The sequence below is a fragment of the Colwellia sp. MEBiC06753 genome (assembly GCF_053470325.1).
In genome coordinates this window covers 1-15,042 of sequence record NZ_JBQMTM010000004.1, presented here as the reverse complement: position 1 = coordinate 15,042, position 15,042 = coordinate 1, and the positions used below count along the sequence as shown (strand labels likewise).

Sequence of the window (15,042 nt, the reverse complement as noted above, 5' to 3'; positions counted from 1 at the left end):
AATAGAGGTTATCTAACGAGATTAAAGGTAAAATATTGGTCAATGATTAAAAGCCATACCGAATTTATTAGCGAGCCAATGAGCGAACACCCTGTAACACCAGCATATTTTACTCACTTTACCTGTGCCGAAGATCTTGCTGATTTGTCATTGCCGAGCAAATTCACCTTTCCGTTTTATTATCAGCCTCATCCAATTGCTATATTGGCCGCAGAGCAATTAAAACAACAATTGCTTAACCTGCACCCACTAACTTCAGAGCAATCGGGAAAAATGTATGGCGTGTTGGTGGTTAAAAACCAGCAGGGACAGATAGGTTATTTAGCCGCAGTATCAGGCAAACAAGACAATTTACCAACCTTAGCTCGTTCAATTTTTGTACCTGCGGTTTTTGAGCCAAATACTGAAGATGAATATTTTATTGCGCAACAAATAACAGTAAACCAGCTTAATGATGAAATCAGCCACATTAGTGCAAGCTTAAGCTTTATTAGCCGCCAAGCAACACTAGCAAGTGAACAGCAAGCGGCTGAATTTCAAATTAGTCGACTTCAACAGCAATTAGCGGCAAATCGTCAGCAACGAAAAAAAACGCGTCAGTGGTTAGAACAAGCACTGCAAGGTGCTGAATTAACAACGGAAATAACTGCTGAAATAACTTCTGAACAACATAAAAAAATGAGCATCCAGTTATCACGCGAGAGTGTGCAAGATAAAAAGCAACTTGCCGCTTTGAAAGCTTACTGGCAACAGCGCATTAAGGCTGCCGAGGAAAAATTGGATGAAATAACCAATCAGCTGATTCAGTTAAAAAAAGCCCGCAAGAAATTGTCTTCCTCATTACAAAAGCGCTTATTTAAACAGTATCAGCTGCTTAATATTAACGGCGAAGTTAAAAACCTGATTGAGTTGTTCCAGCAAACTATTTCGCCAATACCGCCAGCTGGCTCAGGTGACTGTGCCGCGCCTAAGCTATTGCAATATGCGTTTAATCATCAATTAACACCGATCACTATGGCGGAATTTTGGTGGGGAAATCAGCCAAAATCAGAAATTAGAAAGCACCAACATTTCTATCCCGCATGTCAGGGAAAATGTTTACCTATACTTGATCATATGCTTGATGGAATGGACGTTGATGATAATCCATTACTGATAAACCCGGCATCAAATTTGGCATTGACCACGGTTTATCAAGATCAAAATATTATTGTAGTGAATAAACCTGCAGGTATGTTGTCGGTACCCGGTAAAAGTATTGAAGATTCAGCTTATACGCGAATATTACAACAGCATCCCGGCGCAACCGTGTTGCACCGTTTAGATATGGCGACTTCTGGCTTATTAGTGTTTGCCCTTAACACTCGCGCTCATAAACACTTGCAGCAACAATTTATCGATAAAACGATAGAAAAGCGCTATATCGCACAAATTACTGGCCGTTTACTACAAAAAGAAGGACAAATTGACTTGCCATTAATCGTCGATATTGAAGACAGACCACGGCAAAAAGTATGTTTTACCCATGGCAAACCCGCCAAAACTCGTTGGCAGCTAATTAGTAATACAGATACCACTACTCGCTTATTTTTGTACCCAATCACTGGACGCACCCATCAACTTAGAATGCATTGCGCACACCCCGATGGCTTAAATATGCCAATTATCGGCGATACGTTATATGGACAGCCTGCTGATAGATTGCACCTTCATGCCCAGCGATTAAGTTTTCTTCACCCTATCACTCAAGAGCAATTAACATTTGAGGCTGAGCCGAGTTTTTGATTACCTAAAATAAAGACAAGCCCGTTTACATTCACCAACGAAATTAACACCAACAGTTTCTTTTTACTGTTGGTGTAATTGATTCAGTTAATAACCTGCCGTTATTTTTTATCAGCAGCCTCTAAAAGTAAGTGATCACTTGCTATCTTAAAAGCAAAGTCAAAACTTTTGATAACATCAATATCATAATCAGGCAGCACACCTTGTTCTTGCCAATTGCCCTTTGTTATCGGATTAATTGGCACGGCAACAGGAATGCTTACCTTTAACCAAGGATTAATCGGGAATGTTTGCTTAATTACTGCCATTCCCATGGTTGGCTTACCAATAATCACTGCCTTACCCATATGCTTTAAGCTATAACTCACCAATTCACTGATACCGACATTAAATGGCGAAGTTAAAAGATAAACGGGAAAGTCGTGCTTAAATTTTTCTGACGTGGAAGCTAAGGCGTTAAGCTGCTCTACCTTTGCGCGCTGCTGATAATAATTATCGAACAAAGGCACATCCGGCTCGGTGAAATAACTTAACAGTAGTTGCGCCATAACCAAAGAATCGCCTTCAGCTTCGCGTAAATCAATAATTATTGCCTTAGTGTTTTGCAATGTACTCATTGCTGCAGGCAGTAACGTTTTTGCTGCTTGTTCAAATCGAGGCAGTGTTAAATAACCAATATTGCCGGCTAACACTTTTGCAGTAAGCACCGAGGAAGCTGTTGCCGATAAATGTTGAGTTTGACCAAGCGACCATTCATTGACTGTAGGTACAATATCAAGATTAGCGTCACCAGAAATGTCACGCAGTAAAATTGCCAACGATGTCTGGAAAGAGCTTAATGCTTGCCGGTTATTAAACTCTTGATGCGACATTTTATAGTTTAATACTTGAGCAATAACATCGGCGTTATCTTTAACAATATATTCTTTTGCCAAAACCTCGATTAACTGCTGCAGCGTTTGGCGAATTTCAGCAGCTTCAAGCGTCACTGGCTTTTGGGGAATTGACTGGGCTGCCCACGAAAACGGACAACAAACGATAGTTACGACAGCAAAAAACATCGCAACTAATTGATTGAATTTCATATAAAACCTTTTCTTTAAATGACTAGATCGTGTTGGCCTTTTCGGTATAAATTTTGTTCAAATGTTAAAGCCAGTGGCTATGTTAAGTGCGGTAAAATCGATTGCTGATCTTTTTTGGTCATCTTAGCAACGGTCAGTAAATACGAATTATCCATCATCCGTTTAAGCTCACCTTCAGGAATTGAGCCATCTAAAATCACGGTATTCCATTTCGCCTTATTCATATGGTAACCAGGAATAATTGCTGGAAAAATATCTCGAAGCATCACCGCTTCTTCCGGATCGCACGCCAAATTCATACAATAATGCCCAGCCATTTTGCCATCGGTATCTTTTTCCTTGCCAGAGCCTAATGCTAGCGTGGCAAACATCTTAGTTTTCACCTTGTATACTTCAACATCTTCGCCAAAGGGAAAGCCAACACTCGTTGCAGTTTTTGCCAATAAATATTGCTTAATTGCTTCCAGATTCATGCAGTTTTTCTCTAAAAATTTATGTTTGAAATATAACCAGATATGTCAATTTTGACGCAATTAGACATACCATTAGCGAGCGTTCATGCCTACTAATTTGCCAAAAGTTCAACGAAATAAGTTTGTTACATTAAGCCTGTCATCTAATGGCAAAATATAGATCAAATATTTCGTCATGCTTTTCTACAGTCTATTACATTTAGACAACCAACAGACAAACTCCAGACACATTCATTTGCTACTAATACCTTAAGCAAAACGGAATTGCTTTAGTTTATACCGAAAATTGTTTGGCGCTTTAGCTTAAGGTTTTAATAGCAAAACCGTTGAACACTCAGGTTGGCCACTACTGTAGTTAAGGATTTTATTTGTTAAGGAGATTATCATGAAAATCATTACAGCTGCCTGCCTAACATTAGGTGTGGCATTATCATCACCGCTATTCGCCGCGAACTATATTTTTGTTGCCACCGATAACAGTAAAGAAACGCAATTATGCGTTAATGCCGGCAATAATAATGTTCAAGCGTTAAAACATACCATCCGCCAAATGGGTCCTCATCAACGTAAAGCCAGTGTCAACTTCATCCGTTGCAACGATTTATCGCCAGCAAAGTTCGCCCATAAATATCAAGCACATAACACCACGGCTTACCTAAACCGCTACAGCTTTAAGCAAAATAAAGTTACACCAACGGTTACCATTAAAGATGTAGCTAAAGTTGAAACTGCGCCTAAGGTAATTTATGTATCTGCCGCCAGATAATTAGCAGTAACTTGGTTTTTAAACTTTAGACCATAAGGGAAAGCGACAGATTGTCGCTTTTTTATTGGCTTGGCTTTACACTCTACCTGAATGCGTTAAACCAAAAACCAAGGTGAAAATCATGAAGCTGAACAATTTCCTCATGCAAACATTATCGGTATTTTCTGTGTTATTTCTGATTGCTTGTACTGATAGCACTGACACAACCAAAGCACCAGCCTCTAAACCTAGTCTCGCCGACAGCATTACCATTAACGACACCCGCAATTATCGCTTAATGTGGCCAGAGCAAGGTGTGGCTAAAGCACAAATCAATGAGGCTATTTTTAACGCGATTAGGGTACCTGATATCAACAAAGTGATGATCAACACCATCGAACATGACAAACAAAATATGACCATTGAATTACTCAACCCCAATGTTTTCGATGACAGTATCAAACAAATTTATTACCGCATTCGCTTAAAAAGCCAGGGCACGGGTCAATCGCAAAATATGTGGTTATTTGAGCATGCAGAACAAGCATTTCAATGTCGCCGAGCTGATTATGATTACTTTTCTGGCGCCTATTGCCCCTAATTTTTAGCTACTTTGGCTACGAGTAAAACCACGACCATTACAATAAATTTTAATAATGCGTAATCTTTATTTGATCAGCCTAGTTATTATCGGTGCTGCACTTACCAAGCCCGCATATGCATTAGGTAAGTTAGGTCACCAATTAGTCTGTGATCTTGCCTACAACCAACTAGCGCCAGCGCAGCAAGCTGCCATTGATAACATACTTCAGCAAATGCCTTTCGCTCAGAAAAAGCGTATTAATGAATATAACTTTGATAAAGCAACAGACAAAATCACCTTAGGTAAAGCGTGCACCTGGCCAGATATCATCAAAAACCAGCCAGAATATAAGCGATATAAAGACTGGCACTTTATCAATGTTGATCGCAGCGATAGCCAAGTCAATAAAAGTCGCTGCCAGCAAAATTGCATCACTTACGCGATTCCTTTTCACCTGCAGCAATTTAGTCAAGCGAACACCACAAATGAACAGCTGGAAGCGCTGATGTTTTTCGGCCACTGGCTGGGGGATATTCATCAACCATTACACGTGGGGTTTGCCAGTGATCTCGGCGGCAATAAAATCAAGATCAAAGCAAAAGGCCTTAAATGTAATAACTTGCATTGGCTGTGGGATCAGTGTTTGCTAAGTTGGCAAACCAAACGCTTTAAATTACAAGAGCAATATAGTTTGTTGTTTACTAAATTAGCCAACATTACTCCTGCACAACATGCGCAACAAAAACAATGGCAAAACAGCACAGTAATTGATTGGGCAAATGAGTCGTTAACCATCAGTCGAAACCCAAGCAATTTATATTGTCAACGACAAGGTACTAGCTGCCAAATTAGTACCAAGCAACCAATTTTCCTGACAAAAGAGCAACGACAGGAATATAGTGAAAAACTGAATCAACGCGTACAAATGGCCAGTTTTCGCTTAGCCGAGCAGCTTAAGGGAATGCTATAACTGCTTGTTTTAGCAGCTAACTCTAAACCTTAATAGTTATGACTGAAGCAGTTGATTCTTTGCTGCTATCCACTGCGACATAAATTGGGTACTACGATGAGAATGGTGATTGAGCATTAACCCAATAAAATTTTGCTGGCGATGCTGAGCTAAGTTATTGCTAATGGTATTTAAGCTATCAACGAAGCTACGGCTAAATTCCGGCATAGCAAATAACTGCTGACGGTTTATTTCTGCAAGTGCACTTGCCTGTTGCCAAGTTTTCTCATCATTATAAAGTGCAATAGCAGCATCGCTAATGTCATCAGCACTATTGGCGATAGCTCCTGCCCAGCCGTGTTCAGTGGTCATGCCTTCTGCGCCAATATCTGTGGTAACAGATGGCGTGCCACAGAGCATCGCATCCGCTAATTTACCTTTCATGCCAGCGCCAAAACGCAGTGGTGCTAAACACACTCGCGCTTTGGTCATCACATCGAACGCATCTTGCGCCCAGCCTTTAACTAAAAAGCCCGATTTTTCACAGTGTAAATCAGTCGCCTTTTTCGGCGGGTATGCGCCATAAATATGTAATTGCGCCTGTGGCAGCGCTTTACGAATGCGCGGCCAAATTTGCTGTTTTAACCACAAAACCGCATCCCAATTCGGTGCATGGCGAAAATTCCCAATAGAAATAAAATGTTCACGATCTGAATAAGCTACAGGTTCACGAGTTAATTGCGCTTGTGAATATAAAAACGGCAAATAAAGCAATAATGACGCTGGTACTTGATAATGCGTTTGTAGCAAGGCGACTTCTGCTGGCGAAATCATAATGGTTAAATCACTACGATAAATCGCTGCAACTTCTCGAATAGCAAGGTCTGTTGCCAAATCAACCTGTGATAAATCCCCCGTTTGTTTAAACGATTGATGTCTGGCATTGCGCAAACTTTGTAAATCTTCAGTATCAAGTATTCGCAGGGCATTCGGGCAATTTTTCGCTACACGCCAGCCAAATTGCTCTTCCATCATATAGCGATCGTACATCACCGCGTCGGGATTTAACGCTATAATAAAGTCATCAAAGCTATCGCAATTTAGCGTAATTTCTTGGCATGCAACGCCAATATCCGCCAAGTCGACCATATGTTCAGTTGGCTGTGCCGGGCTAGCAAACGTTATCTGATAATTTTGCTGCTGAAATAATTCTATCAACTGCAACATACGACTACCCGCCGCAGAAGAATTAGGCTCTGGCCACACCCAGCCAATAATTAGCAATGACTTCATAAAATTAATTAGATGAAATAAATAGACGCCTAGTTTACGATATTTTTCACTAACAACGAAAACTCATCAAGATAAAAGCTGCAAATTACATAGTTAGTAACCAGCCTAATATCACGCCAATACATTGATAAATGTATTGATAAAGTATTGATAAGTCATTGATATAATTTAAATGTCATATTGCTGTCGTGCAAATGTCGTTATCAATTACTTTCTATTTTTAGCAATAAACGGCAATTTTGCCCTCGAGATATGAACTTGCATTTGGAGTTTGATATGCAACTTTCACCGGAAAAAATTAAACACTTCCGTAAAGAAAATGGCTGGTCGCAAGACCTATTAGCACAGGCCGCAGGCTTAAGTTTACGTACCGTTCAGCGTATTGAAAAAGATGGCAATGCCTCAATGGAAACGCAAATGGCACTTGCCGCCGCCTTAGATCAACCACTGCCAATGCTTTGTCATGTCTCAGACAAAATTGAAGTTTTATGGAAATGGAGAAGTATGATGCAAGGTTTACTGGCAATAGCTACCGTTATTGCAGCGATTATCATGTTAATTACCCTCGGTGGTGATCTTGGCATGTTTAGCGATTTATACAGTGGCATTTATGTTTTAGCATTTATGTACTCAGCAACCGCCATTGCTTTTGGTGGTCAAGGGTTGGTTAAATCAATGTTCGGGTTTAAATATTTATTTAGTTCAGAAATAGCTATGTCCGAAGGCACGCGCTACTTAAGCACGATTTATAAAAAACAAATATACTTTGTTTACGGCGGCGCGTTAGTCGCGACCATTATTGGCTTAATTGCAATATTGTCACACTACCATGAAGTTGTGGCAGACGGTAGCTTACAAGCTGCCTATGCCGTGTGTTTACTGATTTTATTATATGCCGGCATTATCGCTGAAGGCATATTACGCCCGCTTTCCATCAAGCTTGAACAAAGCAGTTCAGTTAGCAGGTAAAATTTAGCCTTTATTGAAAGGAAAAACCAAGTTATTTTAACTAAACTCCTTAAATAGCTTGGCTTTTTTGTTTAATAACCATTCCCACGCTATGATTAACATTAATGCTAATTTTGGATTAAGTTATTATGATTAGTGCGGCGCCTACGCCAGATGAAAATCAACGTTTAAATGCATTATACGGCTATGACATTCTCGACAGCGTAAAAGAGCAAGATTTTGATGAGTTAACCCAACTTGCTTCAGAAATTTGTGAAACCCCCATCGCGCTAATCAGTTTAATTGATCCCAAACGCCAATGGTTTAAGTCATGTGTTGGGCTTGATGTTCAAGAAACTAGCCGAGAACTTGCGTTTTGCGCACACGCCATTCATGAACGTGAAATATTTGAAATTCCCAACGCGCTAGAAGATGAACGTTTTTTCGATAACCCGCTAGTAACGGGTGATCCCAATATTCGGTTTTACGCTGGTGCGCAATTAGTGACGCCTGAAGGCTATGCTATTGGCACACTTTGCGCCATCGGCGATCACCCCAAAACATTAAACTCTTATCAAAAGGCCGCGTTAAAAACCCTGGCTAAAGCCGTGATCACTCAATTGGAATTGAGAAAGAAACTAAAAGAAACCCAACAAGCCAGCGACTATAAAACCGAGTTTTTATCTAATATTAGTCATGAAATTCGCACGCCACTCAATGCCATTAGTGGCTTTAGTCAAATACTAGTCGACAAGGCCAAAAACCTTGCTATACCGCCACAAGCTACAGAATACTTAAGTGAAATTGAGTTTAGTGCCCAGCGCTTATTACATATCGTCAATTCAGTATTGGAGCTTGGAAAAATAGAAGCGGGCAAAATGGATGTCACCTATAACTGGTTTGCTAGCCGCCACTTTTTTAATCATTTAAAAGGTATGCTATCGGTTAAAGCCAATGAAAAATCGCTGAATTTACAATTCCTCATTAACCCAAATGTTCCAGAATATTTGTATTTTGATGAAGGTAAATTCGGGCAAATTTTGATTAATATCATCAACAATGCGGTGAAATTTACTCCGCCGAATAAAACTATCACTGTATCAATAACTGCGGAAAACAAACAGTTACTCATAACGGTTATCGACCAAGGAATTGGTATTGCCAAGTCTGAGCAAGCTAAGCTTTTTGATAAATATCAGCAAGTTGCTAAGCACGAATATGCCGAAGGTAGTGGTCTAGGACTGTCTATCACCAAGAGTTTAGTGGAGTTAATGGCAGGAGCTATTGCTTTAGAAAGCGAATTGGACCAAGGCACTAAAGTTTCTATTACGCTACCTTTGACAGAAACTACGCCACCTAACAACATTAGCCAAAGTTTAGACAGCTCTCAGCTACAGAGTCAGCTACCAAGATATCACCTACTAATAGTCGAAGATAATGCCATTAATCGTAAGGTCGCTCAGGCAGTTTTTGGTAGTTTAAACCAATCCATTAGCTTTGCAGAAAGCGGTGAAGCCGCTGTTGAGTTGTGTAAATCTGAACAATATGATGCCATCTTCATGGATATTCATTTATCTGGCATTGACGGGATAACCGCTGCTCGCGCCATTCGAGCACTTGGCGTACCAACACCAATTTTTGCCTTAACCGCAGATATATTTCTTAATGCAGAAACCTGCCGTGAGCGTTTTGAATTTGATGATTACCTTGCTAAACCGCTAGAAAAGGAAAAGCTAACGCTATGCCTACGTCAACTTGCTGGCTAACTAATATAAGTTGACCTATTTAAAGTAGGCTAAGCAACAATTAGTTAAGCAATAATTAGCTTAGCAACATCACGCCAATGGCTATAGCCATTGCCGCAGATGAATAAATTAATATTGGTTCTTTAGTCGACAACTTAGTTTGGCGATATTTTTTAACAGTCACGTCAGTTAATACAAAGACTAACCAAGTAGCTAGCGCAATCAGCAAATGTACCATAACCGTTTCTAATCGTAAGCTTTCGACTTGTTTAAAAATTAGCTGGCCACGACCGTTTACTAGCACCCAATCAAGTACTGTGACATGTAAATAAATAACTAAAAATAACCAAAAACGTGGTTTTCGACGAAAAAACATTAATTTAATAAAGTGACAAGTATTGACCAAGAATTATAACAACAATTAATCTCAAAAGATCAACATGCACTATGTGTTTTAAATGCTAGCAACTAAATCATCATGGCTATAACTAAAGCCAGTATCGACCAGCTTTTGCCCTGAGACAATACGACACAATGTTTCCTGTTGCTTATTAAAACTCGGCAGCGGTAGTTTGAGTTGCTGACAAGCTGTTAAGTAAAATGCAGCCCTTGCTGGGTGGTCATTTGCCACCACATTAAAAATACCAACCAACTGAGGGCTCTCAATCAAATGCATAATGGCGGCAACGACATCCGTTTGATGCACTAAATTTACCGGGGTATCAGCATTTTCAAGTTGTTGTTTACCCGCCAAAAACTTTGCAGGATGGCGTTTCGGACCAAATAACCCGGCAAGTCTCAATACGCAAGATGATAGTTCAGTGCTTAGCACTTGCTGCTCGGCATCTGCCAATATCGCAACCTTTGAGTCACTGGCGATTAGTTTCGCATCTTCATTTACTTCTCCGCCCAACCTTTGGTATACAGCTGTACTGCCCAAAAGAATAATACGCTCAACACCACTGGCGTTTGCCATTGAAACCAACTGTTTTACCTTTAGCGGGTAATCGGTTTGTCCTGACCGTATTTGTGGCGTAATACTGATAATTAAAGTATCAACGCCGTTGAACACCTCACTATTATTGGCATTTTCAACCGGAAGTTGTAGTAGCTTTGCGTAACAGCCAAGCGCTTCGAGGTTTACCAACTTCTCAGCTGAAGTAGTTGTTGCGGTAACCTTGAATTTTTGTTGAAGCAATTGCGTAGCTAACGCTTGGCCAAGCCATCCACACCCTGCGATGGCGATATGTTTAGTCATGGCTATTGCCCTTAGCCATTACCACATACTGGCCGGTAAATTTTGCTGCAACCTTATCACCAGTTAAGACATCGACCGCGACTTCAATTCGCGCTTTGCCATTAGTCGTTAAATTAGCAACATCGCCCGATACCTTGCTAACATCTGTTTTTGCTACGCCTGCCCCCGCGATAGGTGCTAAATACTTAATCGACGCATCAGCTAAGACAATTTCACCTTGCAAATCCGCCTGTTCCAATGCCAAATAGACCCAGCCCCAACCGGTTAACGTTGCCAACGTAGAAATACTGCCAGCAAACATGGTGTTATGAATATTTTTATTAAACGCGATATCACAATCGGTAAACAAAGTATCACCATCAAAATGAGTGACACGTATGTTCATTGCTTTGCTCATGGGAATGGTATTGTGCCAAGTGTGTGTCAACTGCTCGCTTACTGTGAGTAGGTGCGTAGAACTTGCTGATAAACGCTTGGTCATTAAGTAATGTTGTATTTTCCCCCACAACAGGTGTGCCGGTTGAATTAACTGATAACCAAGGCGCTTATAAAAGTCTAACGCGATTTCCCTAGCATTTAACTCAATTTCATTAACGCCATGTTTGATGGCTTCTTGCTCTAATGCGTCAATCACTATTCGGCCTAAGCCTTGGCCTTGATAGCTGTCAGCTACCGCCATATAACGAATTTGACCTCGCGTTTGCGAAATCTTGTGCAAGCGACCAACCGCGATAATCTCACCTTGTTCATTGACAATCATCCGATGAATTGACTGCGCTTCTAACTCATCCTTTTCACTTCCTTCAGGTTGTTGCCATGGTGCTCTAAGCCATTGCCAACGAAATTGGTAATATTGATTGAACTCTGTTTTATTTTCTGGTGCTTTAACTTGGTACATTGGCTATGCTTACTCAATAATCATCAGTGTAAATGAGGAAATACTTGCTACGATGCCGCTAAGTCGACATATCAATCAAGGGCGTTTACTGTATTTTACTCAAGATCCAGATGCAATTAGTGTCTGCGAAAATAATTATCTGCGTTGGTTGAGTTTTGATGATGTGGTGCAAAGCGTCATTCGTAAAGCTAAGCCTTATCAGTTAACCTTGCCACATCAATGGGCATTGATGATGCCGCTACTTAACTGCACACCATCAACGGTTGTTGAGCTTGGCCTTGGCGGCGGTAACCATCTGCAATTTAGTCGGTGGCTAAGTAAAGACATTGACCATCAGGTGATCGAAGCCAATGACAAAGTGATTGCCCTAGCATTAGAGTATTTTTATTTGTCGTCAATGGCTCAGTATATTCATCATCAAAATGCCGAGTGCTGGCTAACTCAACAACCGGCAATAAACTGCGACTGGCTAGTTTTCGATATTTATCAGAAAGTTAAGTTTGGTGATTTTTCTTATAATCAATTACTTAACCAAGTGATTGAACAAGTGCCTAACGGCAGCATATTGTCGATTAACTTTCCCGAAACCACGGAAAAAGAAATTAGTTATTGGCTTAGTCAATTGCTGAACAAGCACAGCCATATTGTTCATAGTTATACTGTGCCGCACTATCAAAATATTGTCCTGCATTTACTTCCCAAAACCCCCGCTAAAACCATTGTCCGTTCAAGCATATTACCAACACGTCTACAACGATTTTGGCAACAATATCATTTGCGTTTTGGTGTAATAACCTAGCGCTAAATACCTTAATTAAAGCGTTTGAAGGTTATACATAAATAGAAAAAGCCCGAACAAATCGCAAGACCTGTTCGGGCTTTTAACTAGGGAGTCTTTAATTCAGCTTAGAATAAACCAAAGTTCCAACGGAATGTTACACCGTACATGCGTGGCGCATTATATATCGAGCGCGGCGTACCTAAGAACGAAACACTGTTATAAATCTGTGTTTGTTCATCGGTTAAGTTTTTACCCCATAAGTAAACGCTGTATGCGCCATCTTCTGAGTTCCAACCGATACGGCCACTTAATTCGCTGTAGTCTTCATTAAGGAAAGGTTGTTCGTTGTTTACATTCGAATACATTTCATCACGCCAGAAGTAGTTGGCATTAGCAAAGATTTCACCACTGTCTAACATGTAGAACCACTCAGCACCCAAGTTGTAACTTACTTTCGGCGCTTCTGTTGGGCGGTTACCAGAGCAGTCACCTGTTGTGCCACCAATGGTACAACCTTCATACTTATCAAACTCTGCATCTGTGTAGCCATATGATGCCCAAATACGTAAGTTTTCATGTAACAACCATTCAATATCCATTTCAATACCTTGCGAGGTTAGCTCACCGGCGTTAGAAATAGTTAGAATTGAACCGCCACTTGCCACTGGTGTTGCCGAAGATACTTGGAAGTCAGTGTGGTTAGATTGGAAAATTGCCGCATTAAAGCGAAGTGAATCATCTAACCAAGTGCTTTTAATACCAATTTCATAAGCATCTACTTTTTCATCATCAAACTCTAAAACACTTATATCAGCAATAAAATCGGCATTAAAACCACCACTTTTATAAGCTTTTGAGTAGCCACCAAATATCATCACATCATCATTGACGAACCAGTTTAAACTAATTTTTGGTGATAGGTCAGTTGCTGTGCGTTTGTCTTGCGTAGCGCCATTGTCAAAAAATAACTTAAACGGATCAGAAATGCTAAAATCGATTTCTTTTTCTTCTTTGGTATAACGTATACCACCAGTTAATTGCAGGCTTTCAGTTAGCTTATAGTTTGCATGGGCAAATGCAGCCATTGATTTAGCATCAACTTGCGCATCATAACCGACTGTGTAGTCTGGAATTGGCACCGCGCCGCCAGTGAAGATGTCTAAATTAAGTAGCGCCGAACCGTCACCGTCAAGATCTTGGTCTAAATAATAAAGACCAACAACATAATCAAAATTTTCATTAGCCGGTGAAGCTAAACGTAATTCTTGACTAAAATGCGAGCTATCCATTGCCGTATTTGAGTAGGTAATAGTTATCGGCGTGAATCTTCATCATATTCGTTGAAAGACCAATCTTCATAGCGATAAGCGCTAATGGAGGTTAATTCAAAGTTATTATCAAAGGTATGCGTGATATTGAGTGAAGTACCACCAACACCATCAATAATAAATCTTTGCTTACCATCAATGCTAACTTCATAAATATCTGGCGCAATTGGATCATTAGGGTTTTCGCCTGCGGCTACATCAATAAAATCATTTTCTAAATGATCAACGGTAAGCATGACTTCAGTATTAGCCCCAGCTTCCCATAATAACTGGCCACGGTAAGCAAGTTCATCTTTAGTATTGTATTCAGAACTGCCAATACCCTTTCCGGCAATATTCTTAACATAACCATCGCGCTGATCGCTGCTAATACTAAACTTACCCATGAAGTTATCAGTAATAGGCGCATTAACGGCACCTTTAATTTTTTTCTTACCGTAATTACCAGCTTCCGCTTGAATAAAGCCAGCAAAGTCTTCATGTGGACGTTTAGTGGTAATGTTAATTGAACCAGCAACGGTATTTTTACCGAATAGCGTACCTTGTGGGCCACGCAAAATTTCCACAGTTTCAACATCAAGTGCTGATTGGTTAGAGGCGGCTGATTTACCCACCCAAACACCATCAACATAAACCCCAATACGCTGATCGTAACCGGCATTACGGCCGCGGTCTGAAATACCGCGAAGACCAAATGATTGCTGTACAGGGTTAGTACCTGCAACAGTAAAGTTTGGCGTGGAAAATTGAATATCTTTTACTTCTGTAGCACCTATTCTTTCTATGTCAGCGGCACTTACCGCAGTCATGGCAATTGGTACTTCTTGTTGGTTTTGTACACGCTTTTGCGAGCGAACTTCAATTACTTCTAATTTAGTACGGTCAATTTGTTTTTTAGGCGTGGCTTCTTCTGCGCTTGCGTTAAATGCCGTCAAAGAGAGGGCAATTGCAACATGAGTAGCTAAATAATTTATTTTCATAGTGGTGGATACTGGCCTTGTTGTTTCATTATGTAATCAGTTGAAAAAAACTGATCGATTGTGCTAATACCGATCAGTTAGGCATTTATTTACAGATCAATTGAACGATCTTCTGAGTATGTAAAAATCCGATAAACATTGTTTATCGGATTTTTTATGCTCGTTTCTCAAGCCCTAGATGTCATTAATCA

Annotated in this window: 15 protein-coding genes; 7 read left to right on the top strand and 8 right to left on the bottom strand. The window is 40.3% G+C overall.

All coding sequences use genetic code 11. The features are described from left to right. Positions 1-42 precede the first annotated feature (42 nt). Complete coding sequence (locus ACOB82_RS04475; RefSeq protein ID WP_448211738.1) at positions 43-1,785, top strand: pseudouridine synthase; 1,743 nt, start codon at positions 43-45, stop codon at positions 1,783-1,785. Positions 1,786-1,886: 101 nt separating this feature from the next. On the opposite strand, the gene ACOB82_RS04470 is transcribed toward ACOB82_RS04475, so the two are convergent. Both ACOB82_RS04470 and ACOB82_RS04465 read right to left on the bottom strand, forming a co-directional pair. Continuing rightward, complete coding sequence (locus ACOB82_RS04470; protein ID WP_448211737.1) at positions 1,887-2,870, bottom strand: S41 family peptidase; 984 nt, start codon at positions 2,868-2,870, stop codon at positions 1,887-1,889. A gap of 77 nt (positions 2,871-2,947) precedes the next feature. Next, positions 2,948-3,343 carry an MmcQ/YjbR family DNA-binding protein gene (locus ACOB82_RS04465; RefSeq protein ID WP_448211736.1) on the bottom strand — a complete coding sequence of 132 codons (396 nt, stop codon included), beginning with the start codon at positions 3,341-3,343 and terminating at the stop codon, positions 2,948-2,950. Between the two features lie 385 nt (positions 3,344-3,728). Between ACOB82_RS04465 and ACOB82_RS04460 the strand changes: the two genes are divergently transcribed. The 3 genes from ACOB82_RS04460 (at position 3,729) to ACOB82_RS04450 (ending at position 5,641) form a co-directional block, all read left to right on the top strand. Next, the gene (locus ACOB82_RS04460; protein WP_448211735.1) at positions 3,729-4,109 is read left to right on the top strand and encodes a DUF3718 domain-containing protein; all 381 of its coding nucleotides are present in this window, start codon (positions 3,729-3,731) and stop codon (positions 4,107-4,109) included. Between the two features lie 121 nt (positions 4,110-4,230). Further along, positions 4,231-4,689: a hypothetical protein gene (locus ACOB82_RS04455; RefSeq protein WP_448211734.1), complete on the top strand. Its 459-nt coding sequence runs from the start codon at positions 4,231-4,233 to the stop codon at positions 4,687-4,689. A gap of 55 nt (positions 4,690-4,744) precedes the next feature. Beyond that, positions 4,745-5,641 carry a S1/P1 nuclease gene (locus ACOB82_RS04450; RefSeq protein WP_448211733.1) on the top strand — a complete coding sequence of 299 codons (897 nt, stop codon included), beginning with the start codon at positions 4,745-4,747 and terminating at the stop codon, positions 5,639-5,641. Positions 5,642-5,677: 36 nt separating this feature from the next. Here ACOB82_RS04450 and ACOB82_RS04445 read toward each other — a convergent pair whose 3' ends face one another. Continuing rightward, entirely contained in the window at positions 5,678-6,913 is a 1,236-nt protein-coding gene (locus ACOB82_RS04445; protein ID WP_448211732.1) for a glycosyltransferase, read from the bottom strand. A gap of 276 nt (positions 6,914-7,189) precedes the next feature. On the opposite strand from ACOB82_RS04445, the gene ACOB82_RS04440 reads away from it, so the two are divergent. Both ACOB82_RS04440 and ACOB82_RS04435 read left to right on the top strand, forming a co-directional pair. After that, a complete protein-coding gene (locus ACOB82_RS04440) occupies positions 7,190-7,882 on the top strand; it encodes a helix-turn-helix domain-containing protein (RefSeq protein WP_448211731.1) in 693 nt (230 codons plus the stop codon). 128 nt (positions 7,883-8,010) lie between these two features. Further along, positions 8,011-9,627, top strand: coding sequence for an ATP-binding protein (locus ACOB82_RS04435; protein ID WP_448211730.1), 1,617 nt, complete (start codon positions 8,011-8,013; stop codon positions 9,625-9,627). Between the two features lie 55 nt (positions 9,628-9,682). Here ACOB82_RS04435 and ACOB82_RS04430 read toward each other — a convergent pair whose 3' ends face one another. From ACOB82_RS04430 to ACOB82_RS04420, 3 genes are all read right to left on the bottom strand, one after another. After that, positions 9,683-9,982, bottom strand: a complete 300-nt coding sequence (locus ACOB82_RS04430) for a hypothetical protein (protein WP_448211729.1) — start codon at positions 9,980-9,982, stop codon at positions 9,683-9,685. 78 nt (positions 9,983-10,060) lie between these two features. After that, entirely contained in the window at positions 10,061-10,864 is an 804-nt protein-coding gene (locus ACOB82_RS04425; protein WP_448211728.1) for an NAD(P)H-binding protein, read from the bottom strand. After that, a complete protein-coding gene (locus ACOB82_RS04420) occupies positions 10,857-11,762 on the bottom strand; it encodes a bifunctional GNAT family N-acetyltransferase/hotdog fold thioesterase (RefSeq protein WP_448211727.1) in 906 nt (301 codons plus the stop codon). The genes ACOB82_RS04425 and ACOB82_RS04420 overlap by 8 nt, the downstream gene beginning before the upstream one ends. Positions 11,763-11,814: 52 nt before the next feature. On the opposite strand from ACOB82_RS04420, the gene ACOB82_RS04415 reads away from it, so the two are divergent. Further along, positions 11,815-12,561, top strand: coding sequence for a hypothetical protein (locus ACOB82_RS04415; RefSeq protein WP_448211726.1), 747 nt, complete (start codon positions 11,815-11,817; stop codon positions 12,559-12,561). A gap of 107 nt (positions 12,562-12,668) precedes the next feature. Here ACOB82_RS04415 and ACOB82_RS04410 read toward each other — a convergent pair whose 3' ends face one another. Both ACOB82_RS04410 and ACOB82_RS04405 read right to left on the bottom strand, forming a co-directional pair. Continuing rightward, positions 12,669-13,832: a TonB-dependent receptor gene (locus tag ACOB82_RS04410; protein ID WP_448211725.1), complete on the bottom strand. Its 1,164-nt coding sequence runs from the start codon at positions 13,830-13,832 to the stop codon at positions 12,669-12,671. Positions 13,833-13,855: 23 nt separating this feature from the next. Beyond that, a complete protein-coding gene (locus ACOB82_RS04405; protein ID WP_448211724.1) occupies positions 13,856-14,851 on the bottom strand; it encodes a TonB-dependent receptor in 996 nt (331 codons plus the stop codon). Positions 14,852-15,042 lie beyond the last annotated feature (191 nt).

Excerpts from the sequence above, each read along its gene's own strand:
- ACOB82_RS04475 (WP_448211738.1), top strand. The coding sequence starts at position 43 with ATGATTAAAAGCCATACCGAATTTATTAGCGAGCCAATGAGCGAACAC.
- ACOB82_RS04470 (WP_448211737.1), bottom strand. The coding sequence starts at position 2,870 with ATGAAATTCAATCAATTAGTTGCGATGTTTTTTGCTGTCGTAACTATC.
- ACOB82_RS04465 (WP_448211736.1), bottom strand. The coding sequence starts at position 3,343 with ATGAATCTGGAAGCAATTAAGCAATATTTATTGGCAAAAACTGCAACG.
- ACOB82_RS04460 (WP_448211735.1), top strand. The coding sequence starts at position 3,729 with ATGAAAATCATTACAGCTGCCTGCCTAACATTAGGTGTGGCATTATCA.
- ACOB82_RS04455 (WP_448211734.1), top strand. The coding sequence starts at position 4,231 with ATGAAGCTGAACAATTTCCTCATGCAAACATTATCGGTATTTTCTGTG.
- ACOB82_RS04450 (WP_448211733.1), top strand. The coding sequence starts at position 4,745 with ATGCGTAATCTTTATTTGATCAGCCTAGTTATTATCGGTGCTGCACTT.
- ACOB82_RS04445 (WP_448211732.1), bottom strand. The coding sequence starts at position 6,913 with ATGAAGTCATTGCTAATTATTGGCTGGGTGTGGCCAGAGCCTAATTCT.
- ACOB82_RS04440 (WP_448211731.1), top strand. The coding sequence starts at position 7,190 with ATGCAACTTTCACCGGAAAAAATTAAACACTTCCGTAAAGAAAATGGC.
- ACOB82_RS04435 (WP_448211730.1), top strand. The coding sequence starts at position 8,011 with ATGATTAGTGCGGCGCCTACGCCAGATGAAAATCAACGTTTAAATGCA.
- ACOB82_RS04430 (WP_448211729.1), bottom strand. The coding sequence starts at position 9,982 with ATGTTTTTTCGTCGAAAACCACGTTTTTGGTTATTTTTAGTTATTTAT.
- ACOB82_RS04425 (WP_448211728.1), bottom strand. The coding sequence starts at position 10,864 with ATGACTAAACATATCGCCATCGCAGGGTGTGGATGGCTTGGCCAAGCG.
- ACOB82_RS04420 (WP_448211727.1), bottom strand. The coding sequence starts at position 11,762 with ATGTACCAAGTTAAAGCACCAGAAAATAAAACAGAGTTCAATCAATAT.
- ACOB82_RS04415 (WP_448211726.1), top strand. The coding sequence starts at position 11,815 with ATGCCGCTAAGTCGACATATCAATCAAGGGCGTTTACTGTATTTTACT.
- ACOB82_RS04410 (WP_448211725.1), bottom strand. The coding sequence starts at position 13,832 with ATGGATAGCTCGCATTTTAGTCAAGAATTACGTTTAGCTTCACCGGCT.
- ACOB82_RS04405 (WP_448211724.1), bottom strand. The coding sequence starts at position 14,851 with ATGAAAATAAATTATTTAGCTACTCATGTTGCAATTGCCCTCTCTTTG.